The 25492-nt window shown below is 37.8% G+C and carries 29 protein-coding genes; 12 read left to right on the plus strand and 17 right to left on the minus strand.

Annotation, left to right across the window (positions count from 1 at the left end; translation table 11 throughout):
- Positions 1-13: 13 nt before the first annotated feature.
- The 4 genes from LDB17_RS10595 to recO are packed head-to-tail and all read right to left on the minus strand — an operon-like array spanning position 14 to position 5078.
- Positions 14-1228, minus strand: coding sequence for a DUF6051 family protein (locus LDB17_RS10595; protein WP_135103794.1), 1215 nt, complete (start codon positions 1226-1228; stop codon positions 14-16).
- A gap of 7 nt (positions 1229-1235) precedes the next feature.
- Positions 1236-2501 (minus strand): DUF2851 family protein, encoded by a 1266-nt coding sequence (locus LDB17_RS10600; protein WP_252637687.1) that lies wholly within the window; start codon positions 2499-2501, stop codon positions 1236-1238.
- Positions 2502-2523: 22 nt separating this feature from the next.
- Entirely contained in the window at positions 2524-4317 is a 1794-nt protein-coding gene (locus LDB17_RS10605; RefSeq protein WP_252637688.1) for a MutS family DNA mismatch repair protein, read from the minus strand.
- A 38-nt stretch (positions 4318-4355) separates the two neighbouring features.
- Positions 4356-5078, minus strand: a complete 723-nt coding sequence (gene recO / locus LDB17_RS10610) for a DNA repair protein RecO (protein ID WP_252637689.1) — start codon at positions 5076-5078, stop codon at positions 4356-4358.
- 322 nt (positions 5079-5400) lie between these two features.
- On the opposite strand from recO, the gene LDB17_RS10615 reads away from it, so the two are divergent.
- The 3 genes from LDB17_RS10615 to LDB17_RS10625 all read left to right on the plus strand — a co-directional run bounded on the left by LDB17_RS10615 (position 5401) and on the right by LDB17_RS10625 (position 7562).
- Positions 5401-6033 carry an HAD family phosphatase gene (locus LDB17_RS10615; RefSeq protein WP_252637690.1) on the plus strand — a complete coding sequence of 211 codons (633 nt, stop codon included), beginning with the start codon at positions 5401-5403 and terminating at the stop codon, positions 6031-6033.
- A gap of 15 nt (positions 6034-6048) precedes the next feature.
- Positions 6049-6990: a riboflavin biosynthesis protein RibF gene (gene ribF / locus LDB17_RS10620; protein ID WP_252637691.1), complete on the plus strand. Its 942-nt coding sequence runs from the start codon at positions 6049-6051 to the stop codon at positions 6988-6990.
- Positions 6991-7241: 251 nt separating this feature from the next.
- Positions 7242-7562 carry an RNA-binding protein gene (locus LDB17_RS10625; protein WP_006842405.1) on the plus strand — a complete coding sequence of 107 codons (321 nt, stop codon included), beginning with the start codon at positions 7242-7244 and terminating at the stop codon, positions 7560-7562.
- A gap of 71 nt (positions 7563-7633) precedes the next feature.
- Here the strand turns inward: LDB17_RS10625 and LDB17_RS10630 are convergent, their stop codons facing one another.
- The 7 genes from LDB17_RS10630 to mce form a co-directional block, all read right to left on the minus strand.
- On the minus strand, positions 7634-8617 hold the full coding sequence (locus tag LDB17_RS10630; RefSeq protein ID WP_006842406.1) for a beta-ketoacyl-ACP synthase III: 984 nt from the start codon (positions 8615-8617) through the stop codon (positions 7634-7636).
- A 74-nt stretch (positions 8618-8691) separates the two neighbouring features.
- Complete coding sequence (gene rpmF / locus LDB17_RS10635; protein WP_006842407.1) at positions 8692-8877, minus strand: 50S ribosomal protein L32; 186 nt, start codon at positions 8875-8877, stop codon at positions 8692-8694.
- A 62-nt stretch (positions 8878-8939) separates the two neighbouring features.
- Positions 8940-9518, minus strand: coding sequence for a DUF177 domain-containing protein (locus tag LDB17_RS10640; protein WP_252637692.1), 579 nt, complete (start codon positions 9516-9518; stop codon positions 8940-8942).
- 515 nt (positions 9519-10033) lie between these two features.
- Positions 10034-10480 (minus strand): biotin/lipoyl-containing protein, encoded by a 447-nt coding sequence (locus tag LDB17_RS10645; protein ID WP_252637693.1) that lies wholly within the window; start codon positions 10478-10480, stop codon positions 10034-10036.
- A gap of 16 nt (positions 10481-10496) precedes the next feature.
- Entirely contained in the window at positions 10497-10673 is a 177-nt protein-coding gene (locus LDB17_RS10650) for a hypothetical protein (RefSeq protein WP_167755417.1), read from the minus strand.
- Between the two features lie 20 nt (positions 10674-10693).
- Complete coding sequence (locus LDB17_RS10655) at positions 10694-12244, minus strand: acyl-CoA carboxylase subunit beta (protein ID WP_006842411.1); 1551 nt, start codon at positions 12242-12244, stop codon at positions 10694-10696.
- A gap of 92 nt (positions 12245-12336) precedes the next feature.
- Positions 12337-12750, minus strand: coding sequence for a methylmalonyl-CoA epimerase (gene mce / locus LDB17_RS10660; RefSeq protein ID WP_006842412.1), 414 nt, complete (start codon positions 12748-12750; stop codon positions 12337-12339).
- 342 nt (positions 12751-13092) lie between these two features.
- On the opposite strand from mce, the gene LDB17_RS10665 reads away from it, so the two are divergent.
- Entirely contained in the window at positions 13093-13356 is a 264-nt protein-coding gene (locus tag LDB17_RS10665) for a hypothetical protein (protein WP_135103804.1), read from the plus strand.
- A gap of 90 nt (positions 13357-13446) precedes the next feature.
- On the opposite strand, the gene LDB17_RS10670 is transcribed toward LDB17_RS10665, so the two are convergent.
- The 6 genes from LDB17_RS10670 to LDB17_RS10695 all read right to left on the minus strand — a co-directional run bounded on the left by LDB17_RS10670 (position 13447) and on the right by LDB17_RS10695 (position 19484).
- Complete coding sequence (locus tag LDB17_RS10670; protein ID WP_252637694.1) at positions 13447-14163, minus strand: head GIN domain-containing protein; 717 nt, start codon at positions 14161-14163, stop codon at positions 13447-13449.
- Positions 14164-14243: 80 nt separating this feature from the next.
- Positions 14244-14633, minus strand: coding sequence for a DUF423 domain-containing protein (locus LDB17_RS10675; RefSeq protein ID WP_252637695.1), 390 nt, complete (start codon positions 14631-14633; stop codon positions 14244-14246).
- The gene (locus tag LDB17_RS10680; protein WP_135103807.1) at positions 14633-15991 is read right to left on the minus strand and encodes a citrate synthase; all 1359 of its coding nucleotides are present in this window, start codon (positions 15989-15991) and stop codon (positions 14633-14635) included. The genes LDB17_RS10675 and LDB17_RS10680 overlap by 1 nt, the downstream gene beginning before the upstream one ends.
- Positions 15992-16075: 84 nt before the next feature.
- On the minus strand, positions 16076-16513 hold the full coding sequence (locus tag LDB17_RS10685) for a GNAT family N-acetyltransferase (RefSeq protein ID WP_252637696.1): 438 nt from the start codon (positions 16511-16513) through the stop codon (positions 16076-16078).
- 9 nt (positions 16514-16522) lie between these two features.
- Positions 16523-17107: a DJ-1/PfpI family protein gene (locus LDB17_RS10690; protein WP_252637697.1), complete on the minus strand. Its 585-nt coding sequence runs from the start codon at positions 17105-17107 to the stop codon at positions 16523-16525.
- 109 nt (positions 17108-17216) lie between these two features.
- Entirely contained in the window at positions 17217-19484 is a 2268-nt protein-coding gene (locus LDB17_RS10695) for an aconitate hydratase (RefSeq protein ID WP_252637698.1), read from the minus strand.
- Between the two features lie 288 nt (positions 19485-19772).
- Here LDB17_RS10695 and LDB17_RS10700 point away from each other — a divergent pair, with 288 nt between their 5' ends.
- From LDB17_RS10700 to LDB17_RS10735, 8 genes are all read left to right on the plus strand, one after another.
- Positions 19773-20807, plus strand: a complete 1035-nt coding sequence (locus LDB17_RS10700) for a tetratricopeptide repeat protein (RefSeq protein WP_006842420.1) — start codon at positions 19773-19775, stop codon at positions 20805-20807.
- 33 nt (positions 20808-20840) lie between these two features.
- Positions 20841-21392 (plus strand): RNA polymerase sigma factor, encoded by a 552-nt coding sequence (locus LDB17_RS10705; protein WP_252637699.1) that lies wholly within the window; start codon positions 20841-20843, stop codon positions 21390-21392.
- 58 nt (positions 21393-21450) lie between these two features.
- The gene (locus tag LDB17_RS10710) at positions 21451-21816 is read left to right on the plus strand and encodes a hypothetical protein (protein WP_252637700.1); all 366 of its coding nucleotides are present in this window, start codon (positions 21451-21453) and stop codon (positions 21814-21816) included.
- A 14-nt stretch (positions 21817-21830) separates the two neighbouring features.
- Positions 21831-22307, plus strand: a complete 477-nt coding sequence (locus LDB17_RS10715) for a hypothetical protein (RefSeq protein WP_306540697.1) — start codon at positions 21831-21833, stop codon at positions 22305-22307.
- A gap of 226 nt (positions 22308-22533) precedes the next feature.
- On the plus strand, positions 22534-23388 hold the full coding sequence (gene hisG, locus LDB17_RS10720) for an ATP phosphoribosyltransferase (protein ID WP_252637702.1): 855 nt from the start codon (positions 22534-22536) through the stop codon (positions 23386-23388).
- Positions 23385-23912 (plus strand): GNAT family N-acetyltransferase, encoded by a 528-nt coding sequence (locus tag LDB17_RS10725; protein WP_252637703.1) that lies wholly within the window; start codon positions 23385-23387, stop codon positions 23910-23912. The genes hisG and LDB17_RS10725 overlap by 4 nt, the downstream gene beginning before the upstream one ends.
- Before the next feature lie 3 nt (positions 23913-23915).
- The gene (hisD, locus tag LDB17_RS10730; RefSeq protein ID WP_252637704.1) at positions 23916-25202 is read left to right on the plus strand and encodes a histidinol dehydrogenase; all 1287 of its coding nucleotides are present in this window, start codon (positions 23916-23918) and stop codon (positions 25200-25202) included.
- On the plus strand, positions 25199-25492 hold a 294-nt coding region (locus LDB17_RS10735; RefSeq protein ID WP_393925030.1), incomplete at its 3' end, for a hypothetical protein. The genes hisD and LDB17_RS10735, both read left to right, overlap by 4 nt.

A 25492-nucleotide genomic window follows, 5' to 3' on the forward strand; every position in this document is an offset into this window, starting at 1 on the left:
AAAAAATACAGCGCTAAGATTGGAGAAAAGCACTGATTTTGTCAAACGTAAATCTAAATTGCTCGTCTACTTCATCTGCGATTTTTGGTAGCGCAGGGAATGGATCTTCATGTATATATTTGTATGGATAATCCAGAATTTCGATATTGATCGGGATATCCCTGCGTGAACCTTGCAGTGTATTTATCACTTCATAGGCGGGAACAACTTCATCCTTCGCCAATGTTATAGCATAAAATTGATGGCTCATTTTTCGGAATACTTCTTCTCGGCATTCTGTCAGTACCCTATAATTGAGCATGCTTCTGAAGTTGTTGCCTTCCGGATGTGTATGCATATAATGACGAAGCACTTCGTCGCGCTTCATATGGCTATCCAGATGTTCTACGACATAGGAATAAAGACTTACATTGGCTTCACTGTCGAGAATAAATTTTGACACAGGGGATAGTCTGTTGAATACTGCTCCTCCACAAAAAGTAGCATACTTGGAGTTAGAGAAATGCCCGTCTTTGTTACTCATCATCAGTATTTCGCCTAAGAATGTACCTATAGAATATGAAAAGAAATCGATAGAAGCATCCTTATCTATAGCGGGATGTAATCCTTCCTTGAAATTCTCTACAAAGTCGATTACATCATAGTAAGTTTGCAACCCCGACCAAATAAAACGTTGAGGCTTATTATGCAAACGTGTACTGATGGCTACATTGGATAAACTGGAACAGATAACATCGGGGTGGCGCATTTTTCGTTGCTCGCTCACTCTGTACATTTCACGAGTACTACTCCAAACCGCAGGAGCACGATTCATATGAAATGCTATAGGGAACATAACTATTGATTTACCCGTTTTGTCGACTATATGCTTAGCCCACGGTAAATATTTATACCAAGTTTTCTCATTAAAGCCGTGAAACATGAGTATAATGCCTTTCGCTTTCGTTTCTTTTTTAGGCATTATCATGTGATATCTGAACTTGATATTCTCTAATATTTCAGCATCTCTCTTGTTCAACATTTCCTGAATCACATCGGGTTCATAATCTTCAGGTACACTCGGTATAAATTCATAATCATCGTTATTGCCCAATCCTCCGGGAAGGATAAAACGATAATTGGAGTCGAAGGTAAAGTTACGCATTACCAAATTTTGATCGATCTCGATCTCACTATCTGTATAGTTCTCGATCTTCTTTAGATGATTAAAAAGGTCTATGTACTTCATTTTATTTTTATTTTTCTACCAGTAATTGATGTCCTATTCTACAAAACAAACATTTGCGAAGTTCGCAATATTCTCTCTTCAGTTGAATCATAGCCTGTGAGTCGGCTGCACTGTTTAATGGCATTTTCAATTTTGCAAAAAGCTTGGTTATACTATTTTGTTCAGGTTTTAGCATTTCCAAAAACTTTAGAGCTCGTTCGCAAAGGGTTTCATTGTCTATACTTTTCCCATATATAAATAATATCGGAACTACAGTGTTGATCAGTAAAATGTCGAGAGACGAATCACCTAGATATTTAGACTTACGTTCCGATGTTACTCCAAATGCGTAATGGGTTTGCCAATACTCAGAAGCATTGACATGAAACATCAGCCGGATACGTCCGATATCATCACAAGCTGTAATTTTAGAAAATAATCCATGTGAACTATGCAACAAAGAAGCCAGTTGGGCAATTCTTATCTGAGGAAAAGCCGTAGGCCGTGATCTCATACTTTTGAATATATATGAATCTAACGGTTTCAAATCATATTTATTTTTCAGAAACTCATATTCTTTTTTCAACAAAGAGAAGTAATCGTCTTCAACTTTCACATTATCAAGCATACCCGCCTGTCCGAATAAAAGAGCTTCTATTTGAATAATATTGTCTCCTTGTTTTTGAATACATTTCAACGGCAGACTAAGAGCTAATCGCTCAAAGGAGTCGGAGTTGAGACCGAATCCAAAATTTCGGGTAAGCAGCACATAAAAAGCATCTTCCCACGAGTTCTGGAAACGCTTAAGTAAGCTTTCTATATGGTTTGCTTTTCTTTCAAGACGCTCTATCAGTAACGTATTCATCCACGAGTTGAGATGAAAAGATGGAATGTTTCCTATATAGTTGCGACAAGGAATGTCTGTATTGGAATGAATGAGGAAATCATAATTCTCTTTTATATGCTGCGGATAGACTATCTCGCACTGGATAACAGATTGCCCCAGTTCATTAAACACTTCACAATTAGCCTTCTCTACGACATGAAGTATCACCGAGTTGTAGCTTTTATTTTTATGATGGTTATGCACTTTCCATTGATCAGAGCTTGTATGTATTTCTATATTTCCTGCCCATAGTTCACCATCTATTTTTATTTTAGCATTAAAATAGTCGGGACCCTCATTCGTATTTGGCAAGCCTACGTCCAAAACTTCTATCTGACGACCATCAGTCGTTTTCAGTTCTTTCTGATAGAGTTTGAATTTCCAGATGTAGTGTAAAATGTCTTCCATAAGTTAAGTGTTAGGTTGTCGATCATAATCCGGTAATACCCATTTTTTTCATCAGAAAGCTTGCGTTCATATTTTGAGCTACTCCTTCCCTGATTTTGTAGGTAAATGAGAGATGATCGTCTTTAATATCCGCCTCAAAGCGGTAATTCTTTATAGCATCGGGAAACTCTTTTTCAAGGTCGCCCAACAATAAATCGTGTGTAGCGATGATACCATTCGCCACAAGTGACACCAATTGTTTCATTAAAGCTATAGAGCCTTTTTGCTTATCTTCCGAGTTGGTGCCTTTCAGTATCTCGTCGAGGATAATAAATAACGGCTCGCCCGATTGCAGACGGTCGATTATCATTTTCAGACGCTTAAGCTCTGCAAAAAAGTAAGATTCGTTTTCTGTAAGCGAATCGGAGGTACGAAGATTGGTCACTAGCTTGTATGGATAGAATTTCAATGAAGAGGCACACACCGGAGCACCGGCGCAAGCCAGCATGAGGTTTATACCTACGGTTCGCAAGTATGTGCTTTTGCCTGCCATATTTGCTCCCGTGACTACAAGGAAAAAGGGATGGCTCTTTATTGTTACATCGTTGCTTACGCATACCTTCCGATGGAGCATCGGATGACCAAGGTTTTCACCTTCCAATATATATGTTTCAGATGCCTCGGGATAAATATAGTCGGGATGGTTGTAAGCATATACAGCAAAAGACACCAGACTGTCAAACTCTGCCAAAACTTTTAACCAGCTTCCGATATTTTCTTGATGGCGGCTTATCCACTTTTCAATCTTTATTGAATAAATAATATTCCAGAAGAAAATGGGATTGAGAAGAAGCAACCCCAAGACATTGGATGACTGATCGAGGTTGTTGCTATATGATTTTAGCTGGCGGATAGCTAGTGAGGCAAGTTCCCGATCTTTAATTTTATTTTGTAATTCGATTAATAACGGTGATTTAAACTCTTCGGTCTCTATTATTTCAAATAGGCTTGAGTATGTTTGTAGTGTTTCTATTTTCTTTTGAAAAAAACTCATCTTCAGTCGAATGTCTTTCATCGGAGTAAGGCTTGCTATAAAGAAAATAGTCCAACAAGATCCTAGTATTGCAATAGGCATCAATCCAAAAGAACTTAGAATAATAGATAGAGTAAACACAGCAGGGGCGATATATACAAAGTATCGCCAATAGCTTTCAGATAATAAGCGAGTTTGCATAAATTGACGGGAGAAGTGATCTATATCCAGCCCTTCGGTTTCGCTCATCTGTCCTGTTGCTCTCAGGTGGTTGAGTAGCCGTGGGTTGCGACTCAATTCTTTTACGGCTTCCTGATGTGCAATAATATCATCTTTTTTCTCAAAGGTCTTTAGCAGGGAGTCTGCCAGTTTATTCTTGCCAAAAGAAGTAACAGTACGGTTTATAGACTGAAAGAATGAGTGATTTCCAAATAAGTCGAGATCTACACTATAGCTATGGCTGCCATCAACCTTTTCGGGTGCTCCATCGAAAGCTGAAAAATCATAATCGATACTTTTCAGCTCACCTTCAGCATTCTTTATCAGCAACTCACAATATCTTTTTTTTAGAAATAGCTTGTTGTGATATTTCAGCAGATAGAGAAAGATGACGACTGTTATAAAAATAATAGAGACAACCGAAACAGTATGTCCCCACATTACCCAGCAAAGGAGGATACATCCCAAAACAGTAACTAATCGCAAAGTTCCGATCTGAAAAATAGAACTTTTTAATTTAGTCAGCTTTTCGTCTTCTCTTTTTATAAGATCCTTATATGATTCTTGTACTTCTTCTAGTGTCATTCGCTAAAGTTATAGATTTTATTATAATTAATCGTATGCTAAAACAATTCGTGTAAGACATCGAGCGACTTCAGTGCCGGAAAGTCGTACAGATGCAAACGGTAGTATTCCAATATTCTATTTATGATGTTAATCCGATCTTGCCGAGAGAAAACAAAATGATGCATATTTTCGTACGTAATACGTGCCAGCATAGATAAAGCTTTACTGTCGTACCTGTTAAGATAATGATTATGCAAAGGTTGATAATGAACAAACTCGCCGTTTATCATATCAAACAAATTATTTTCCTTATATTCTTCAAGGTTAGGGTAAAATCCCATAAAGTGGCTCAGTTTGAGCATAAATACCAAATGGAAATTAGCTATGCTTTTATCTGTCATCTCGAGTATCTGTACCGACTGTTCAAGAAAGTCGAATAGCAATTGACTGGTGTCGGCATCTTTTAAGACCCTTGATAAAAATTCGGAAAGGAAAAAAGTCATTGACGTTTTTCCCATATCTCCCGCTATCTCATATAAATAAAAATCGGAGCGGGCTTCTCTGATTCTTTGAATATCTCTATTGCTTTGATGCTCAACTTCCATGTCGAGTATCGCTAGAGGCGAAAATAAAGATTTAGGAACTTTTGAGCCCTTACCTCTTGCTTTGGACACCATATACGTTACCCGCCCGAAGGATTCGGTGAATAACAGAGCAAGCAAATACTTGTCGTTGTAGTTTATGGTATTCAGTACCAGTCCTCTTGTCTTATAAAGCACTTCGATAATGTTTAGCTATACAAAAATACTATTTTTTATCCGAGTGAGATTCGTTATCTCTACAAAGAAGATAAAAGGGGATAGTAAAAAAGGAATAAACTCGTTTAGCTTTATCTTCAATTATTATCTTATTATAAAGAGCCGTTCGATGTGTGATAAATATTGTAAAGGGTAAAAGTAACATCGAAAAACAAGTAAAATACTGTCACTTTTGTCACTTTTTACAATTTCTGATCTATGGAGGTTATTTATTAAACAAGCATGAATTATCTCAGCCATGTAAAAATAATTGACTAACTTCGCATATAATAAATATAACGTTATGTCTCAAAAAATAAAAAATATACTTTTTGATCTAGGAGGAGTTATTATAAGCCTGAATAAACAGGAAGCGTTGAACCGTTTTACGGCTATTGGCTTCCCTAATATTGAAGATTATTTAGGTGAGTTTCGTCAAGAAGGAATATTTCTGGAGTACGAAGAAGGTAAAATAAGTCCAGAAGGTTTTTATAAAGAATTCCGCAAGTTATGCGGTAATGATAATATTGCCGCCGAAGATATCGATAATGGATGGTTAGGCTTTTTAGCGGGGATTCCTCCATACAAATTTGAACTTTTGAAAGAGCTTCGCAAAAAGTATAAAGTATACTTATTAAGCAATACAAATCCGTCTGTAATTAAATGGGCTTCAAGTGAGGCTTTCTCACCCGAAGGTTTGCCTATTCAGGCATATTTTGATAAATGCTATCTTTCTTTTGAGATAGGGCATGCAAAACCCGACAAGGAGATATTTGACTTTATACTTGCCGATTCGGGAATGATTCCGTCCGAGACTCTGTTTCTTGATGATGGCAAAGCGAATATAGAAATAGGTAAAGCGATTGGCTTTGAAACTTGTCTGGTCGATCAAACAGAAGACCTAAGAAAAGTGTTTACTGATAGAGAGCTATTATAAGTTAATACTTAGGATATGCAGTTAGTTGATAAGACAAACAAGATAGAACTTCCGTCATTAGTGGCTACTATTGGCTTTTTCGATGGTGTGCATACAGGACATCGATATCTGATTGATCAGGTGAAAGAAGAAGCCGCCAAGCGAGGTTTACCCTCTGCCGTCATAACTTTTCCTGTACATCCGCGAAAGGTGTTGCAAAAAGACTATCAGCCGTCTTTACTTTGTGGCTATGACGAAAAGATAGAGCGTCTGGCTACTACCGGAATCGATTATTGTATTTGTCTCGACTTTACGGTTGAGATATCACAAATGTCTGCGAAGAGATTTATGCAGGATATTCTGAAAGAAAAACTGAATGTTGATTCTCTCATCATAGGCTACGATCATCGTTTTGGTCACAATAGAGAAGATGACTTTTCTGATTACGAACGATATGGCAGTGAAATAAAAATGCAGGTCATAGAAGCTAAAGCTTTACCCGGGCTCGAACATGTTAGTTCGTCACGTATACGTAAGCTTCTGGCAGAAGGATACATCCGTAAAGCGGGGAAGCTATTATCATATAACTACACCATCTCAGGAAAGATTGTAGAAGGATTTAAAGTAGGTAGGACGATAGGTTTCCCAACTGCCAATATACAGATATGGGAGACTTACAAGGTAGTCCCTGCTTTTGGCATATATGCAGTCTATGTACATGTCGAAGGTGTTAAATATGATGGTATGCTTTACATTGGTAAACGTCCTACGCTGCATAATGGAGATAATATAAGTATAGAGGTTAATCTCTTCGATTTTGACGGAGATCTGTATAATAAAACCCTCACGGCAGAATTTCTTGATTTTGTGCGTCCTGACGAAAAATTCTCAGATATTACGACTTTAAAGGATCAGATTAGTAGAGATAAAGAGACTGTAATAAAAGTTATTGAAAATTATAAAGGGCTTAATACCTAGTCTCTAAACCATATCTCAGTTATATAATCCTAAAATATTAACTTATAACAAAAAAATAATAGATAAAGAGTTAAATAACTGATTTTTATTTTTATATTTGTGGAGCATTAGAGTTCTTAACAGTATGGTTTAAATTTTTCTTCGCAAGTCACTTCCCTTCTTGGTAACCTTTCTTGTCTAGTTTATTTTAGCTTTTTATTCTTATTTACTTCTTCTGCAAAGTATTAAATTTTAAATTTTATTTTTTTACAATGAACATTTTTATTGCAGGGTTGAGCTACAGCATCAACGACAATGATTTGAGAGATTTATTCAACGAATACGGTGAAATTTCCTCAGCAAAAGTTATTATGGACAAGGCTACAGGCCGTTCTAAAGGTTATGGATTTGTTGAACTTGAAGACAATGCAGCCGGACAAAAAGCTATTGAAGAATTAAATGGTGCTGAATATGACGGAAGAACTATTTCTGTTTCAGAAGCTCGTCCTCGTACAGAAGGTGGAGACCGCCCACGCAGAAACTTCGATAACAACAGAGGTGGAAACGGTGGTTTTAGAAGACGTGAATATTAATTAGTATTCTACATAAACAATAAAAGGTGCCATTTGGCACCTTTTTTGTTTTTATTAATTGACAGGCGATATCAATATGCCCATTTTAAGTATAAAGCTCCCCATGTAAATCCTCCGCCAAATGCTGTAAGGATGAGGTTGTCTCCTTTCTTAAGCTGAGATTCCCATTCGTGTATGCACACCGGAATTGTGGCGGCACTTGTATTACCATACTTTTGTATGTTTACCATAACCTTGTTTGGCGAAAGTCCCATGCGATTTCCTACAGCCTCGATGATACGAATATTTGCCTGATGAGGAACTAACCAGTCTACCGATTCATTTGATAGATTGTTGCGTTCCATTATCTCTACAGAAACATCAGCCATTTTAGATACGGCATGTTTGAATACGACTTGTCCTTCCTGATAAACATAGTGCATGTCTTTATCTACGGTTTCGTGGGAAGCCGGATATGCCGACCCTCCTCCATATTGGTGGAGATGAGTTATTCCAACTCCGTCGAGATGAAGAATACTATCCATAATGCCAAACTCCTCTTCAGTTGGTTCCAGCATTACAGCACCTGCGGCATCTCCAAATAGAGGACATGTAGCACGGTCTTTATAGTTGGCTATAGATGTCATTTTATCTCCTGCAGCTACAATTACTTTTTTGTATTTACCTGATTTGATAAAATTAGAACCAACCTCTAATGCATATATAAAGCCTGAACATGCAGCTTGGATATCAAACCCTAAAGCATTTTTTATTCCACAAGCTTCAGCTGTCATTGCAGCCGTTGATGGAAATACATAGTCAGGTGTAGTAGTGGCAAAAATGATTACCTCAACCTCTTCTGGTTTGGTATTTGTTTTCTTCAATAATTCTTTCACAGCTTCGGCTCCCATAACAGAAGTTCCTTTGCCTTCGCCTTTGAGTACACGACGTTCTTTGATTCCGACACGGGTCATGATCCATTCGTCTGTAGTATCCACCAATTTTTCAATATCACTGTTGGTGAGAATATCCTCAGGGACATATGCTCCTATACCGGTAATTGCAGCTCGAATCATTGTATTTTTTGGTTTTGTGAGTATTTATAAAAAAAATGCCCTAATATTAGGGCTTAAAGTCTTGGTTTAAGATATTAAACCGCCGCTCCTTTTTCTATTGCCAATTTACCTCTGTAGTATCCGCACTCAGGGCAAACTGTGTGGAATACATGCCAAGAGCCGCAATTAGAGCATACAGCTAATGTTGGAGCTACTGCTTTGTCATGAGTTCTTCTTTTAGCTGTTCTAGACTTTGACTGTCTTCGTTTCGGATGTGCCATCTTTTTGTTTTATTTAGTTATTTCTATATATCTGAATTAAAAAATCAAATTCCTGTTCTTATTTAATCCTCGTCAATAGAGACATCTTTCAATGCGTCCCAACGAGAATCTGTAAGGGATGAGTCGTCCTCTATTTCGATATCATCCAAGTCGTCTTCGTCTGAATCTTCATCGGAAGTACTTTTAGCTCTATGCTTATTTAACTTAGAAGACATTGTTTTATTGCATGTGCCCGGAGGATGTATTCGTTTTGCCGGTAAACTGAGTACAATAAATTCATACAAAAACCATGCGATATTAATTTCTCCATCATCTTCAGGGATGATAACGATCTCATCACTTTCTTCAGAGTATTCTTTACCGAATTTAACGATAAGCTTGTTTTTTGTTTCCACATTCATGTTGATGTCGTCTAAACATCTATCGCATGGAACTAAAACAAATCCGGAAATATCAAAATTGAGCTCAAAAATAGTACTGGTCTTATTTAAAGATACTACTACTTTTAAGTTGCCCCTTTTTATATCGGCTGTGCCGTCATCAATAAGAGCAAAGTACTTATTATCCAAGTCATACTTGAATTCATGTTTCCCTTCGGTTAAACTTCTCAAAGGGATATTATATAAGCTAAACTTTCCCACGTATTGTATTTAAAACTCAAAAGAACGGCGCAAAGGTATAAAGTTTTTTTGGAATAAATAAATATTTTAAGTCTAATCTTGAAACAAAGTGGGTGAGGGATTCAAATGTAAATGATATGATTTTGAATTTGTATATAAAAAAGCTACATAAAAATTAATTTATGTAGCTTTCTCTTAATTAGCGTAGTAATGTTGTTTGTTTTCTCTTTTAATATACCTTTAAAAATAAAGAATATATAGTTTTAATTATGTAGTGTAGCTTTGTTTTTAAGTATTGTTCTAGTGCTCATTTAGTATATAGATGGAGGGGATATAAAAACGTTGCATATAAATTTTCTTTTTTTTGTTTTTTAACAAAGTGTGTTTTGTGTAAATTGCTGATAAATAGTTTTTTAGTTTGATTTTGCTATAGAGTTATAAGAGATAGGAAAATATTCATTAGCGTAAGGTGAGATAAATAGAGAGCGCCACATAAAAATTAATTTATGCGGCGCTACTTTATAGATAGTTGTTTTTTATCCGATTGTAATCAGAGCAACTCCTTCTAGTACAGAGTCTCCTTTAGATACATGTATACCGGTAACTTTTCCGTCCTGAGTAGCTTGGATAGCATTCTCCATTTTCATAGCCTCAAGCATAACTACAGTTTGTCCTTTCTTTACTTCGTCACCTTCATTAACTAATACGTCGATGATGATGCCCGGAAGCGGAGATTTTACACTGCCTGCACCACCACTTGCTGGTTTGGTTGGTGCCGAAGTTGTAGCTTTAGGTGCTGCAGTGGCAGTAGCTGCCGGTGCTTTCGAAGCCGGACGAGTAACAAGAGTGATTTCTTCCTCGTTGTTTACCAATTCTACTTTATAGTTGCTTCCGTTTACTGCAACTTCAGCAAGACCGTTATCCATCTTGTTTACGGCTACTATGTATTCCTGTCCGTTTATTCTATATATGAACTGTTTCATAATAATTTATCAAATTTTATTTTCTTACTGGCATTTGAAGCATAGCTTTACTTTTGTCAGCCCATGGTAGATAATCTTTCGACACATGTTTGATCGTTAGCACATTGCTTTCTATGTCGTGCTGGTTTTGCACATCATATATAGCTAAGGCTATAGCTGCTAATACTTCTGACGGTATATTATTATTACTCATAATACTAATTCGTTTAGAGATTATAGAGGCAGGTTGTCATGCTTCTTAGAAGGATTGACTTGCTTTTTAGTTCTCAGTTGTTCCAAAGCGCGGATAACGCGGAAACGAGTATTTCTCGGTTCTATTACGTCATCAATATATCCATAGCGTGCAGCGTTGAAAGGATTACAGAATAATTTGTTGTATTCTGCTTTCTTTGCAGCAAGTGCTTCAGCCGGATTCTCAGATTCTTTGATTTCTTTCGCGTAAAGTACTTCTGCTGCTCCATCGGCACCCATAACTGCGATTTCGGCAGTAGGCCATGCGTAGTTGATGTCGCCACGAAGTTGTTTACAGCTCATTACGATGTGTGAACCTCCGTAAGATTTACGTAGAGTAACTGTTACTTTAGGTACTGTAGCTTCTCCATATGCATAAAGAAGTTTTGCGCCATGAGTAATTACACCGCCGTATTCTTGACCTGTTCCAGGAAGGAATCCAGGTACGTCTACCAATGTCACCAACGGAATATTGAAAGCATCGCAGAAGCGTACAAAACGAGCTGCTTTGCGTGAAGCGTTGATGTCTAGTACTCCGGCAAGGTATTTAGGTTGGTTAGCCACGATACCAACAGATTGACCATTCATGCGGGCAAAACCAATTATTATGTTCTTAGCATAGTTTCCATGTACTTCAAGGAATTCGCCATTGTCGACAACCGCACCGATTACTTCAAACATATCGTATGGTTTATTCGGATTGTCAGGGATGATTTCATTTAGTAAATCCTCCATTCTGGCAATTGGGTCTGTGCATTCTTTGCGAGGAGCTTCTTCCATATTGTTTTGAGGAAGGAAGCTATATAAGTGACGGATCAAAGATAATCCATCATCTTCGTTTGCTACAGAGAAATGAGCAACCCCCGATTTGGTAGTGTGTACGCTTGCTCCACCAAGCTCTTCTTGTGTTACATCTTCTCCGGTAACAGTTTTTACCACTTTAGGTCCTGTAAGGAACATATAAGATGTGCCTTCTGTCATCAAGACGAAGTCTGTCAAAGCTGGTGAATATACAGCTCCACCGGCGCATGGGCCGAAGATTCCTGATATTTGAGGTATTACACCCGAAGCTAAGATATTACGTTGGAAAATTTCTGAATAGCCGGCAAGAGCGTTAACTCCTTCTTGTATACGTGCGCCTCCCGAGTCGTTGATACCGATTACCGGAGCACCTACTTTCATCGCCATATCCATTACTTTACAGATCTTTAATGCCATAGTTTCGGAAAGTGATCCTCCTATAACAGTAAAGTCTTGAGCGAAGACATAAACAAGACGACCTTCGATCGTACCACAGCCTGTTACGACTCCGTCTCCAAGAAATTTTTGTTTGTCCATTCCGAAGTTTGTACTGCGATGTTCAACGAACATGTCAAATTCTTCGAAACTGCCTTCATCCAATAAGATGGCTAAGCGTTCGCGTGCAGTATACTTGCCTTTTGCATGTTGAGCTTCTATTCTCTTTTCTCCTCCACCGAGGCGTGCCTTTGCGCGGAGCTCTATCAGCTCTTTTACTTTTTCAAGTTGGCCCATGTTTTAATATTTTAGATTCTAATTAAATTATAGGATAATGCAAAAATGACTTTACTTCATTGTGGGTTTAATGAGTAAAGTCATCTTCTTATTTATTTTTTTGGAGTCTCACAAAGTTCTGTAAGAACGCTTCCTGTTGATTTCGGGTGAAGGAATGCGATATCAAGACCTTCAGCACCACGGCGAGGGGCTTTGTCTATTAGTTGAACTCCTTTAGCTTCTACTTCAGCTAAAGCGTTTGCTACGCCGTCTTGAACACACCATGCAATGTGGTGAATTCCTTCTCCTTTTTTCTCAATAAATTTAGCAATTGTGCTGTCTGGACTTGTCGGTTCAAGCAGTTCGATTTTTGTTTGGCCTACTTTAAAAAAAGCGGTCTTTACTTTTTGATCTTCAACAACCTCTATGCTGTAGCATTTTAAGCCTAAAACTCCTTCATAATAAGGAAGTTGTTCTTCGATGCTTTTCACAGCAATACCTAGATGTTCAATGTGCGAAATATCCATGTTATATTTGAATAAAAAGTTATTATTTAGTTCGCCCCAAAGGTACTATTAAAATATAAGACAACGAAATTAAAATTATAAAAAAACTTGTGTTATGCACAAAAAATAAGAAACTGTGCATTTATGGAAATATGTTACAGTTTATATTGATATTGTGGTTCTTGTAGTTGTGCTACGTAGTAATATATCCATATTTAGTACTAATTGCTATGTTATTAATATTGATTGTATATTGCCTATACTCATATCCCTTTTATATCAAATAGATAATTTTGTGAACAATGTGTTATAGATGGTTGTTATAATATGACCTATTGTTCCATCTTTTAAAATGATATTGCTATGAGACTTAGAGATGTTTTGAAGGTAGGGGATATATTATATAGAGTTGACCCCAAAAAGTTGTCTATAAAGGTATTTAAGATTGACTCTCCTGACGAAGTTGTAAATTTTACGACGACCAATTATGAGGACTTTTCCGTAACGTGTGAAAAGAAACGATTCTCTTTGCCTTTCGATAACTTCCCGTTTGAGTTTAAAGGACTTATATATTTCCAGAGTGAAGATGAAGCGAATAACTTTATAAAAACTCAAATAGGATTATAGTTGTTTAGTTTATACAATTGCTATTGTATTATAATACAAAAAGATTATCCCGACCGGGATAATCTTTTTTGTTTTTATGCTTTACGCTTCTTATTCTTGTCTCGAAATCTTACCACTTCCGGATATTGACTGATCTATTTGTGGGTTACCTTTGTACTTAACACTACCACTACCAGAGATACTTACGTCTAGATATTTGTTGGCATATACAAAAAAGTCTCCGCTCCCAGATACCGAACATTTAACAGAGTCGGCAACCAGATCTGTAGCTATTACTTTACCGCTACCTGATATTCTGGAGTCTATGTTTGTTACTTTCCCTTTTGCATCTACATCGCCCGATCCCGATACTCTTGTTGATAATGAATGACATATAAGGCTGTCTATAATGATGTTGCCACTCCCTGATACAGACACATCTAATTTTGATGTTTCTAACTTGCCTTTTAGGTGAGCTTTCATAGAACCGCTGATGCTTAGGCTTGTCAGGTCTTTCGAGTTAGTATATATCTTGTATGTTGTAGGGCTTATATTTTCCTTGCTTTTGAACGATAGCACGTCACCATCTGTTTTTATTATCAACAACGGATAAATATTTTCATCAGTTTCTACACGCACATATGGTGCTACGTCGGGCTTTTGTTCATAAACGAGTTCACCGCCTCCACCAAATTCAATGGCTTTATAGTCAGATATACTAACTTCGTTTTCTACTATTGTTCCGTTACCTCTTACCGAATTGAAGTTACAAGACTGGGCAACAAATATTAATAAACTAATGCTGATTGTGTATAAAATAGATTTCATTTCTATAATAATTTAAAATTGTTAACTTATAGATATGACGGCATAACTATGTTTTTGGTTACAGAAAAAATCAAAAAAAATTAAATAATTTTATTTTTAATGAAAAATACAACCAGCAGCACCCATCCTGCAATCATAAACATGCCTCCGATAGGGGTAATGGGACCTAGAAATTTTAAGTTCACATTCCAATATTCGGAGAAGGCTAGAAAATAAATACTAAACGAAAATAAGAATACACCCACAATGATGGAGATAGCAGCCCACTTCTCGAGTGAGGATGTGAAAGATAGAGTCAGGCCTATTATCAGCAATACAATCGCATGATACATTTGATAACGCACCCCTGTATCGAAGCTCGCTAGCTTATCGGGAGTTAGCATCGCCTTGAAGGCATGTGCTCCAAAAGCTCCAAGTATAACAGATATAGTACCGTATATACTTGCTGCAATTAATACGAGTTGCTTCATTATCTTTTATCTATAGGTATGTATTCACGAACATCAGCTGCATTTTTATATGCAGGACGGATGATTCGTTTTTGCTTAAAGTTTAGTTCTTCAATGCGGTGTGCTGTCCATCCTACAATACGAGCCATAGCAAACAACGGAGTATAAATTTCCTGCGGAAGACCAATCATATCGTATACAAATCCGGAATAAAAGTCCACATTGGCACATACCTGTTTGTTAACATTTTTCCCTTTCGTTTCCATGAAGTTGAAGATCGCCCGCTCTTCTAATAAGGTGTAGAAATTATACTCAGCTTCACGGCCTTTCTCGATTGCCAAATCCCGGGCCATTTCTTTCAGGAGAACAGTGCGAGGATCTGATATGGTATATATAGCGTGCCCGATACCGTAAATAAGCCCGGTGCGGTCATAAGCTTCTTTGTTCAATATCTTACAAAGGTAATTGTCTATTTCTTCAACGCTGGTCCAGTCTTTAACCTCACTCTTGATAGTTTGTATCATGTCTATAACCTTCAGGTTTGCTCCTCCATGAAGAGGACCTTTCAGTGAGCCTATGCCTGCGGCAATAGTAGAATATGTATCGGTTCCTGTAGAGCTGGTTACGCGTACCGTAAATGTAGAGTTGTTCCCTCCACCGTGGTCGGCGTGTACCATCATGGCAAGATCTAGTATCTTTACATCCAGTGGAGTGTAGTGGCGTCCTTTCATCATGTAAAGGAAATTCTCGGCAAGAGAAACATCCGGCTGAGGGTGTCTTATATGTAACGACTTACCTTGTCCATGTCGTATGGCATTATGTGCATAGGCTACTATGGTAGGGAATGTTGCAATCAGATTGACGGATTGCTTGATTAGGTTTTCGGGAGTCGTATCGTCCGGATTCTCATCGAAAGTGTATAGTTCGAGCACGCACCTTGATAAATAGTTCATGATGTCTTTTCCTACCAAGTCTAATATATGCATTACGATTTTAGGATTCAAATCCATAGTTCTGCTTATTACACCCGAAAACTCTTTTAGTTCTACTTTGCTTGGCAGATTACCCGATAGAATAAGATAAACGACTTCTTCAAATCCTAGTCGGTCTTCTTTTTGAGCTCCTTTTACTATATCTTCAAGGCTAATTCCCCTGTATATCAGCCTTCCCGGTATAGGCGTCAGATTTCCCTCAGCATCACGTTCGTACCCAACAACGTCACCTACCTTTGTGAGACCAACAACAACCCCTGTATGGTCTTCATTTCTAAGTCCACGTTTTACATTGAAAGTTTTGAAAAGTTCATTGTCAATGTTGCATGTTGTTTCTACTGTTTTTGATATTTTTTTTATTGTTTCACTATCTTTTAATCTATCCATAATATCTGGTTTTAACTGTTTGTCAATGGTACTTATTAGGAACAAAAAATTATTCAAATAGGTTCTTGAATAGGAGAAATATATTTAGAATACTATATCGCAATTTTTTTCTGTTTCGTCTATTTTTGCTCCTAAAGTTTTGTAAAAGGATATCGCAGGCTTGTTCCATTCAGAAACTTGCCACCTTAACCTGTCGCACTTCTCTTTCTCGGCATGTTTGATAACTGCATTGATGAGTAGCGTGCCGATTCCCTTCCCTCTATATTGTTCTTTTATGTAAAGGTCATCCATATATAAGGATTTACCCACCCATGTATAATATGCAAAGAAAAAAGTAGCATATCCTATAATCCTATCATTTTCGTCTCTGGCTGTAAAACCATGAAGGAATTCTTTCTCGGATATCATCTTTTCTACCGAATTTTTCATCTTTTCCGGTTGGTTCTGGAATGTTGCAAATTCAAGAAAAAGAGCAACTAGTTCTTCAAAATCATTCTCTTCAATATGTTTTATTGTTATCATATTTGATCCTTACTCTGTGAAGTTATCAACGGTTTTATCTTCCTGCCAGTTGTATTCTATTCTTTTTGCTATTTCTCTTGCTTTTTCTAGCCCCTTTATGTCTGCTATAAAGCCTAAAGCCATATCTATTCCTGCGCTAATACCTGAAGATGTATAGTATTTGCCATCTACGACCCATCTGGCTTGTTTTATCCAAATCACTTTGTCGGAGCTTTGTTTTACCCAATCGAAAGACCGTTTGTTCGATGTTGCTTTTCTTCCGTCCAATAGACCCGTCTTTGCCAGTAAGGCACTTCCTGTACAGACGGTGATAACAAATTGGCTTTTGTTTGCCAGATGTTTAATTGTATCAATAAAGCCGGAGTTGTTTATTTCATCCCTTGCGCCCATTCCTCCGGGAAGAAATAATACTTGATCGGAGATAAACTGATCAAGTTTTTCTGTCGCGATGTGTACATTGTCTTGATTCGAAATCAAACCGCCATCCAGAGAATAGTATTTGATTTCCCATTCGTCTGCTTTGCCAAAAACTTCCACAGGACCAAATACGTCAAGGGTTTCAAAGTTGTGAAATAGTACAACGTTTATGATCATTGCTACATTGTGTTTCTATGTAAAAGGTGACAAAAGTAACAGGTTAATGATGTTCTCGTAATGTCACCTTTTACTATTATGTGTAACTTTATAATGAGATAAATAAAAATTATTTTTGTTTCATATAGTTCAGGGCACTACCGGCTTTAAACCAAGCTATCTGCACCTCATTATATGTATGGGCAACCTCAAACGATTCTTTTGTGCCATTCTTGTGTGTTAGTTCAACAGTCAGGTTCTTTCCGGGTTTAAATTCGGAGAGTCCGATTATGCTGATTTTGTCGTCTTCCTTTATTTTTTCATAGTCATTCTTATCCACAAAGGTAAGTGCCAGCATCCCTTGTTTTTTTAGATTTGTTTCGTGTATACGAGCGAAAGACTTAACAAGTATAGCTTTTACATTCAAGAAACGAGGCTCCATCGCAGCATGTTCACGAGAAGATCCTTCTCCATAATTTTCTTCTGCAACAACAACAGACCCTAACCCCTCGGCTTTAAACTTACGAGCCAATTTTGGAACAGGAATATATTCGTTCGTTTCCTGATCAAGTACTGCATTTGTCTTATCGTTGAAAGCGTTTACCGCCCCAATGAGCATATTGTCGGAGATGTTATCCAAATGTCCTCTAAATCGAAGCCATGGTCCCGCCATCGAAATATGATCCGTTGTACACTTTCCTTTTACCTTGATCAGAAGAGGTTGTTCTATAATGTCTTTGCCATTCCATGCCGCAAATGGCGCTAATTCTTGAAGTCGTTGTGAATCTTTTGCTATGCTGATTTCGATATCCGATCCATCTGCAATTGGTGCTAAAAATCCGGACTCTTTCAATTCATATCCCAACGGAGGTAATTCATATCCTTTTGGCTCTTCCAATTTTACTTTCTCCCCCTCACTATTTACTAAGGTGTCAGTCATAGGGTTGAAACAAAGATCACCGGCAATGCTCAATGCGGCAACAATCTCAGGAGATGTAACAAATGCGTGTGTATTTGGGTTTCCGTCGTTTCTTTTTGCAAAGTTCCTGTTAAAAGAGGTGACGATAGAATTCGCACGCTCAGGGTCTTTGCTTTCACGTTTCCATTGTCCTATACATGGGCCGCAGGCATTCGCCATTATGGTAGCGCCCACTTCTTCGAAGGCCGGAAGTATGCCGTCTCTTTCGGCTGTATAACGTACTTGTTCCGATCCGGGATTGATAATGAATTGTGCTTTAACTTCTACATGCTTTTGCTTTGCGTCTTTTACGATTGATACTGCTCGTGATAAGTCTTCATATGATGAGTTTGTACACGACCCAATCAAACCCACCTCCATTTTTTGAGGATAGCCTTTTTCTTTCACTACTTTGGCAAATTCCGAAATCGGATGAGCTGCGTCGGGAGTGAATGGCCCATTTACGTATGGTTCGAGTGTCGATAGGTCTATTTCTATCACCTGATCGAAATATTCTTTCGGATTGTTTACTGTTTCTGTATCCGGTTGAAGATACTCGATTACTTTATCTGCCAGTTCAGACACATCGGTGCGTTCTGTTGCTTTCAGGTAATCTGATGATTTTTTGTCGTAAGGGAAGATGGATGTTGTTGCCCCTACTTCTGCTCCCATATTACATATCGTTGCTTTTCCCGTAGCAGATAGCGAGCTCGTTCCATCTCCGAAATATTCTATAATAGCATTTGTGCCACCTTTTACGGTAAGTATTCCTGCCAATTTTAGTATTACATCTTTTGGTGAAGCCCACCCGGATAGCTTTCCTGTGAGTTTTACACCGATCAGCTTAGGCATTTTTAGTTCCCAAGGCATCCCTGCCATAACGTCTACTGCATCGGCACCACCCACGCCTATTGCTATCATGCCCAATCCTCCAGCATTAGGAGTATGAGAGTCCGTTCCTATCATCATACCTCCCGGGAAGGCATAGTTCTCGAGTACTACTTGGTGTATGATACCGGCTCCCGGTTTCCAAAAGCCGATGCCGAATTTATTAGATACGGCACTCAGAAAGTCATATACTTCTTTGTTTGTTACTTCGGCCGTGTTCAGGTCTTCTTTTGCCGATTTATGAGCTTGTATCAGGTGGTCGCAGTGTACTGTGGAAGGCACAGCTACTTTTGTTCGTCCTGAGTTCATCAGTTGTAATAAAGCCATTTGAGCCGTAGCATCCTGCATAGCAACCCTATCGGGTGAAAAGTTTACATAATCGGTGGCACGGACATAGTTTTTTAAAGGCTCATCTGTTGATAGGTGAGCGTATAGGATTTTCTCGCTAAGGGTTAATGGTCGCTTAAGAATCTTCTTTGCTTCATCAACTTTTTTGGGGTAAGATTCATAGAATTTACGAATCATCTCTATGTCAAACGTATTACTTTTCATCGATCATTGTTTTTTTAGTTATGTCCAAATACCTAGAATAACAAAAATAATAAAAATGTTCTATTATGTGACGTCTTTTATATAGAAAGATTATATTGCGCATAGATAAAGTAAGCTAAAATTGAATATCTATATATAAATGTAAGATGTGGATAAAATCGTTGTTTTTAGATAATATGGAATAGTTGTATATTAAACCTCGGTCTTTTAAAAAAGTCTAAGAATTTTAGTTAAAGGCTTATTTTAGCAGGATTTTCTTATTTTTGTAGCTCTAAACAATTTTATGGCATGAAGAATATCATCTTTATATTAATTCTATTATTCGCAACATTATCTATAAAGGCTCAGTCTTCCTCAGAAAAACTCATTAGAGAAGGGGTTAGCCTTCATGATAAGGGGCGTTATAAAGAAGCCATATCTTCTTATGAAGAGGCATTGAAGGTAAATCCTTCGTCAATGTCTGCTGTTTACGAAATGTCTTTGTCTTATTTGAAGCTTAATAATTATGAGCGTGCTGTAAGCTTAAGCTCAAAAGTTATTAATGCCAACTTTCAGCCTTTACTTATGGATGCCTATATTGTAAAGGGTACGGCACTGGCTAATATGGATAAGATGAGCGATGCAATTAAAACGTTGAACGATGCGGTTGTCAGATGTGGAGATGAGTATTTGCTACACTTCAACCTAGGACTCTGCTACTTCAATAGCAAGGACAATAAAATGGCTGCGCATCACTTGCGTAAAGCGATAGAAATAGATGCAACACACTCGAGTGCATTCTTGTTGTATGCTTATGCCTTGAACGACTTGGATCAGTGGGTGCAGAGTTTTTATGCATTCCATTTCTTTTTATTGTTGGAGCCCAATACCGAAAGATCGAAAGATGCTTTCAGTGAGATGCTGGATATATTGAATGCCAAACTAGAACCCGGTTCAGTAAGGTTGACTCCCGAAGATGGCATAGACCGTGAATGGCTCTATAAGAATATACAATTGAAGAAACCGCAAGGTACGGATAGTGCCTCTGAATATTCTTATTTTGTAGAGGCTTCTAAGCTGATATTCTTTACTATAGCGCAAATGCAGAATGACTCTCAAAGTGGATTGTTGTGGTTTTTCTTTGTTCCTACCTATGAAGAAATCTTAGGTTCGGGACATTTTGATACTTATTGCCGCTATGTGAGTGTCGCTTATTTCCCCGAATCGCTTACATGGTGGGATAAGAACAAGACGCAGGTTGATAATTTCATCGAATGGTTCGAGCATGGTCAGGGTGAAGCCGATGAAGAAGCCGATTTTGGTGATGATTCGGATTTAGAATAATAGGGTAATTGATATTTGGAAGATTTATAGTAAATGTCACGGGAGGCAGAAGAACAACTTATAAAGAGGCTTCACGAGCCCAAAACTCAACAGGCGGCATTTGCCGAACTGATGAAGGAGTATAGTGAGCCTTTGTATTGGCATATACGAAAAATCGTATTGAGCCATGATGATACGGATGATGTCTTGCAAAATACATTTATAAAAGTATGGACAAGTATCGAAAACTTCCGGGGAGACTCCAAATTGTCTACCTGGCTTTATCGTATAGCTGTTAATGAGGCTATTACATTTCTCAATAAGCAGCGATCTCTGAACAATGTTTCGATAGATGATGCAGATACGTTCTTGTTGGGTAAGCTCGAAGGTGATGAGTACTTTGACGGAGACGAAGCTCAACTGAAACTACAGAAAGCTATTCTTCTTTTACCCGAGAAGCAGCGTATTGTTTTCAATATGAAATATTTTGATGAAATGAAATATGAAGATATGTCTGAAATTTTAGAAACCTCTGTGGGTGCGCTAAAAGCGTCTTATCATCATGCGGTAAAAAAAATAGAGGAATTTTTAACAACGGAGAATTAAACCTTTTATCTAAATAATAGTCTATAATACAGATAAGGAATCTAAAGATTAAACAATCATGTTGGATAAGTTTGACAAAAGCAAAAAACCTTTTAAAGTTCCCGAAAATTACTTCGAGAATTTTAATAACAGGATAATGGATCAACTGCCTTCTAAGGAAGAACCAAAGGTAAAGACTGTTCCGTTGTGGAAGAAGGCATTGCCTTGGACAGCAGCTGCGGCAGCAATTGTTGGTATTTTGTTCTCAGTTGGTGTTTTTGACAAAAACAATATGCCTTCGGATAAACAATATGCCAATCAAAAGACGGATATGACCGGAGAAACTATTGCATATACCAGCGCTCAGGACGAAGAGGATTACTATCTTTTTTTGCAGGATGAGGTAAGAAAATCTCAATTTAAGGAAATGTTATATAACTATTAATAATGAATACCGATATGAAGTTGAAAAGTATTCTGGTTTTGTTGTTGCTATTCTGTTTTACGTTTTCAGTTGCAGCCCAGAATAGATCAAGACAAGGTGGAGGACGGTTCGATATACAAGCATTCAACCAGAAGAAAGCAGAGTATTTAAAAAAAGAACTTAACTTAACAGATGCGGAAGCTAAAGCATTTTTGCCGTTGGAAGCAGAGTTTTCAATGAAGAAATATGAAGCTAACCGTGAGGCACGAAGAGAGACCCGCGAACTGAAGCGTAAAAAAGACAAAACGGATGCAGATTATAAAAGAATTGTTCAATTGAATTTGGAATCGGAACAAAGGGATTCTCAGTTACAAATCGAATATTATAAGAAGTTTGCAAAAGTACTGTCGGCTGAGAAGTTGGAAAAGTATAGATCAGTTGATATTCGATTCAAAGAAGACGAATTGAAGCGCCACAGGGAAAGATTCAATTCCGGTAGAGATTCGGATTAAAAGTAAAAAAATAATGACATAAAGTTTGGTTTATTGCAAATAATGTATACTTTTGCTTTTATAAAAATAAAATTATGAGCAATAAATTTCATCATCATCATTATAGTGTTACTCCCGTTGGGTAAGTAAGTATATTGATGTGGTGTTTGCCAAAATATAGAAGAGCTTGCCTGATAGAGGTAAGCTCTTTTTTTGTTGCTGGAAAATAATATAAAATTAATATATCATGGTATTAAGAATTGCTGTTCAGTCGAAAGGTCGGCTATTTGAGGAAACGATGGCGCTTTTGCAAGAAGCCGGTATTAAACTGAATAATATTAAGCGTACGCTGCTTATTCCTGCGAAGGATTTTCCCGTAGAGATTCTCTTTTTGCGTGACGATGATATCCCGCAAGCTGTAGCTACGGGGGTTGCCGATATCGGTGTGGTAGGAGAAAATGAATATAGGGAAAAAGCTGAGGCGGCGGATGTCGTAAAAGGCTTAGGATTTAGCAAATGCCGCTTATCGCTGGCTATTCCAAAGGATGAAAAATACGAAGGTGTGCAATGGTTTGAAGGGAAGAAGATAGCCACATCTTATCCTCATATCTTAAACCAGTATTTAGCAGAACAGGGTATTAAATCAGAGATTCATATTATTACCGGATCGGTAGAAATTTCGCCTAGTATAGGTCTCTCAGATGCTATTTTTGATATAGTGAGCTCCGGAGGGACATTGGTAAGTAATCGTCTGAAAGAGGTTGAGGTTGTAATGCAATCGCAAGCCTTATTGATAGCAACAAAAAACTTGCCACAGGAGAAAAAGGATATCCTTGACGAACTAATATTCAGGATAGAAGCTGTTCAGAGTGCAGAAGGGAAAAAATATGTACTTCTGAATGCACCCGAAGATAAGCTTGAAGAAATATTTGATATCTTGCCGGGGATGAGAAGCCCTACAGTTACCCCACTAGCTACAAAGGGTTGGTGTTCTGTTCAGTCGGTTATAGAAGATAAACGTTTCTGGGAAGTTATTACCAAATTAAAAGCATGTGGTGCTGAAGGCATTATTGTATTACCTATAGAAAAAATGATTTTATGATAGAAGTTTCAGATGATATTGTATTATATCCATTGTCTGTAGATGACATCTTTAAGATATTTAATACGCTCAACAACGAGAGAGAATATATGCGTGAATGGTTACCGTTTGTAGATGCTACAAAAGAAGCGGAAGATACGGGTAATTATGTGAGATATGTATTGCAGACTGCCGACAAACAATTTACTATATACTATAAGGATCAGTTTGTAGGACTGATTGGTTTCAAAGATACGGATACCGATAATAAGAAGACAGAAATAGGATACTGGTTGTCTCAATATGCTCAAGGTAAGGGTATCATGATACAATCGGTTGCTAAACTTATAGAACATGCCTTTGGTGAACTGGATATGAATCGTATTCAGATAAAGGTTGCTGTAGGTAATGATAAGAGCCGCCGTATTCCAGAAAAGCTTGGCTTTCACATGGAGGGTATAGAGCGTGACGGCGAATTGTTGGTAGATAATGTGTTTACTGATATAGCTGTCTACAGCTTGTTGAGGAAAGAATATAAGAAGTAAATTATGCAGATAATAAAATATCCTTTACGTAGCCAGTGGGCAGAGATACTGGCTCGTCCTGTTTTCGATACTTCAGCATTGAACAGCACTGTTAGTTCTGTACTCGATGATATAAAAGAAAGAGGAGATCAGGCTGTCTTTGAATATGAAGAAAAGTTTGATAAAGTGAAACTTCTCTCTCTGGCTGTTTCGGCACAAGAAATTGCAGAAGCTGAGAATTTAGTTTCTCAGGAATTAAAGGAAGCTATCAGACAGGCAAAAGAGAATATCGAAATATTTCATCGTAGTCAGATATTTGAGACGAAAAAAATAGAGACAAGCAAAGGTGTCACCTGTTGGCAGAAAACCGTTGGTATAGAAAAAGTAGGACTTTATATTCCGGGGGGGACAGCTCCTTTGTTTTCTACAGTGCTGATGCTTGCTATTCCGGCTAAAATTGCGGGCTGTAAAGAAATTGTCCTTTGCACTCCTCCCAATAAAGAAGGTAATATACATCCGGCTATATTGTATGCGGCAAAAGAGGCTGGTGTAGATAAAGTCTTTAAAGCGGGAGGGATACAGGCTATTGGCGCTATGGCTTACGGTACGGAATCTGTGCCTAAAGTATATAAAATCTTCGGACCCGGAAACCAGTATGTGATGGCTGCGAAACAGCTTGTAAGCCTCAGAGATGTAGCGATAGATATGCCGGCAGGGCCATCCGAGGTACAAGTGATTGCAGATGAGACATCCATACCTGCATTTGTTGCTGCTGATTTATTGTCGCAGGCAGAGCACGGAGCAGATAGTCAGGTGATATTAACAACAACCAGTGAATCGCTTATCTCCGAAGTTCTGCACGAAATAGAGCGACAATTGTTTGAGCTTCCTCGTCGTGAGATTGCACAGAAGTCATTAGAAAACAGTAAGCTAATCCTATTAAAAGATAATAGGGAAATTATAGATATAACCAACGAATATGCACCCGAACACCTTATTATAGAAACAGCAGACTATGCAGATATTGCAGACGAAATAGTAAATGCAGGTTCTGTTTTTCTTGGAAATTATACGCCGGAGAGTGCCGGAGATTATGCTTCAGGGACAAATCACACGTTGCCTACTAATGGTTATGCTAAGGCTTATAGCGGCGTAAATCTGGATAGTTTTGTGAAAAAGATAACTTTTCAGAAGATTACAAAAGATGGTATTCACAATCTTGGCAAAACGATTGAAGTAATGGCAGAGAACGAACAATTGTTTGCTCATAAAAATGCAGTAACTTTACGGCTAAAGGACAAAGAAAAATGAAATCATTTAGTTTATTGGTTACGATCGTACTATTGGTCGGCTGTTCGGCTTTTGAGAAAACAATCAATAAGGCTCAGTATGTAAATGCGCACAAGGTAATTTACGAAAAATATTTTGGGGAGAGAGTTGAAATACGAAACAAGGTTCAAATAGCCAGATTAGTTGATATCATAGGCTCAGCACAGAAGGAAGCTCTAGACTTTATTCCGAAAGATCAGTTTGTGTTTATTGGAAGTAAAGATACTATCTCTATACAACGAAATGGAGCATTGCTGAGAGACGGAAATGGT

The sequence above is a fragment of the Dysgonomonas sp. Shenzhen-Wh21 genome, assembly GCF_043392705.1.
Lineage (GTDB): Bacteria > Bacteroidota > Bacteroidia > Bacteroidales > Dysgonomonadaceae > Dysgonomonas.

Bases quoted from the DNA above. Each gene is read 5' to 3' on its own strand.
- hisD (WP_252637704.1), top strand. From the start codon at position 23,916: ATGCAGATAATAAAATATCCTTTACGTAGCCAGTGGGCAGAGATACTG.
- LDB17_RS10700 (WP_006842420.1), top strand. From the start codon at position 19,773: ATGAAGAATATCATCTTTATATTAATTCTATTATTCGCAACATTATCT.
- LDB17_RS10690 (WP_252637697.1), bottom strand. From the start codon at position 17,107: ATGATCATAAACGTTGTACTATTTCACAACTTTGAAACCCTTGACGTA.
- LDB17_RS10605 (WP_252637688.1), bottom strand. From the start codon at position 4,317: ATGACACTAGAAGAAGTACAAGAATCATATAAGGATCTTATAAAAAGA.
- rpmF (WP_006842407.1), bottom strand. From the start codon at position 8,877: ATGGCACATCCGAAACGAAGACAGTCAAAGTCTAGAACAGCTAAAAGA.
- LDB17_RS10645 (WP_252637693.1), bottom strand. From the start codon at position 10,480: ATGAAACAGTTCATATATAGAATAAACGGACAGGAATACATAGTAGCC.
- hisG (WP_252637702.1), top strand. From the start codon at position 22,534: ATGGTATTAAGAATTGCTGTTCAGTCGAAAGGTCGGCTATTTGAGGAA.
- LDB17_RS10670 (WP_252637694.1), bottom strand. From the start codon at position 14,163: ATGAAATCTATTTTATACACAATCAGCATTAGTTTATTAATATTTGTT.
- LDB17_RS10600 (WP_252637687.1), bottom strand. From the start codon at position 2,501: ATGGAAGACATTTTACACTACATCTGGAAATTCAAACTCTATCAGAAA.
- ribF (WP_252637691.1), top strand. From the start codon at position 6,049: ATGCAGTTAGTTGATAAGACAAACAAGATAGAACTTCCGTCATTAGTG.
- LDB17_RS10725 (WP_252637703.1), top strand. From the start codon at position 23,385: ATGATAGAAGTTTCAGATGATATTGTATTATATCCATTGTCTGTAGAT.
- LDB17_RS10665 (WP_135103804.1), top strand. From the start codon at position 13,093: ATGAGACTTAGAGATGTTTTGAAGGTAGGGGATATATTATATAGAGTT.
- LDB17_RS10685 (WP_252637696.1), bottom strand. From the start codon at position 16,513: ATGATAACAATAAAACATATTGAAGAGAATGATTTTGAAGAACTAGTT.
- LDB17_RS10675 (WP_252637695.1), bottom strand. From the start codon at position 14,633: ATGAAGCAACTCGTATTAATTGCAGCAAGTATATACGGTACTATATCT.
- LDB17_RS10680 (WP_135103807.1), bottom strand. From the start codon at position 15,991: ATGGATAGATTAAAAGATAGTGAAACAATAAAAAAAATATCAAAAACA.
- LDB17_RS10705 (WP_252637699.1), top strand. From the start codon at position 20,841: ATGTCACGGGAGGCAGAAGAACAACTTATAAAGAGGCTTCACGAGCCC.
- LDB17_RS10715 (WP_306540697.1), top strand. From the start codon at position 21,831: ATGAAGTTGAAAAGTATTCTGGTTTTGTTGTTGCTATTCTGTTTTACG.
- LDB17_RS10625 (WP_006842405.1), top strand. From the start codon at position 7,242: ATGAACATTTTTATTGCAGGGTTGAGCTACAGCATCAACGACAATGAT.
- LDB17_RS10630 (WP_006842406.1), bottom strand. From the start codon at position 8,617: ATGATTCGAGCTGCAATTACCGGTATAGGAGCATATGTCCCTGAGGAT.
- mce (WP_006842412.1), bottom strand. From the start codon at position 12,750: ATGGATATTTCGCACATTGAACATCTAGGTATTGCTGTGAAAAGCATC.
- LDB17_RS10615 (WP_252637690.1), top strand. From the start codon at position 5,401: ATGTCTCAAAAAATAAAAAATATACTTTTTGATCTAGGAGGAGTTATT.
- LDB17_RS10650 (WP_167755417.1), bottom strand. From the start codon at position 10,673: ATGAGTAATAATAATATACCGTCAGAAGTATTAGCAGCTATAGCCTTA.
- LDB17_RS10695 (WP_252637698.1), bottom strand. From the start codon at position 19,484: ATGAAAAGTAATACGTTTGACATAGAGATGATTCGTAAATTCTATGAA.
- LDB17_RS10595 (WP_135103794.1), bottom strand. From the start codon at position 1,228: ATGAAGTACATAGACCTTTTTAATCATCTAAAGAAGATCGAGAACTAT.
- LDB17_RS10710 (WP_252637700.1), top strand. From the start codon at position 21,451: ATGTTGGATAAGTTTGACAAAAGCAAAAAACCTTTTAAAGTTCCCGAA.
- LDB17_RS10655 (WP_006842411.1), bottom strand. From the start codon at position 12,244: ATGGGCCAACTTGAAAAAGTAAAAGAGCTGATAGAGCTCCGCGCAAAG.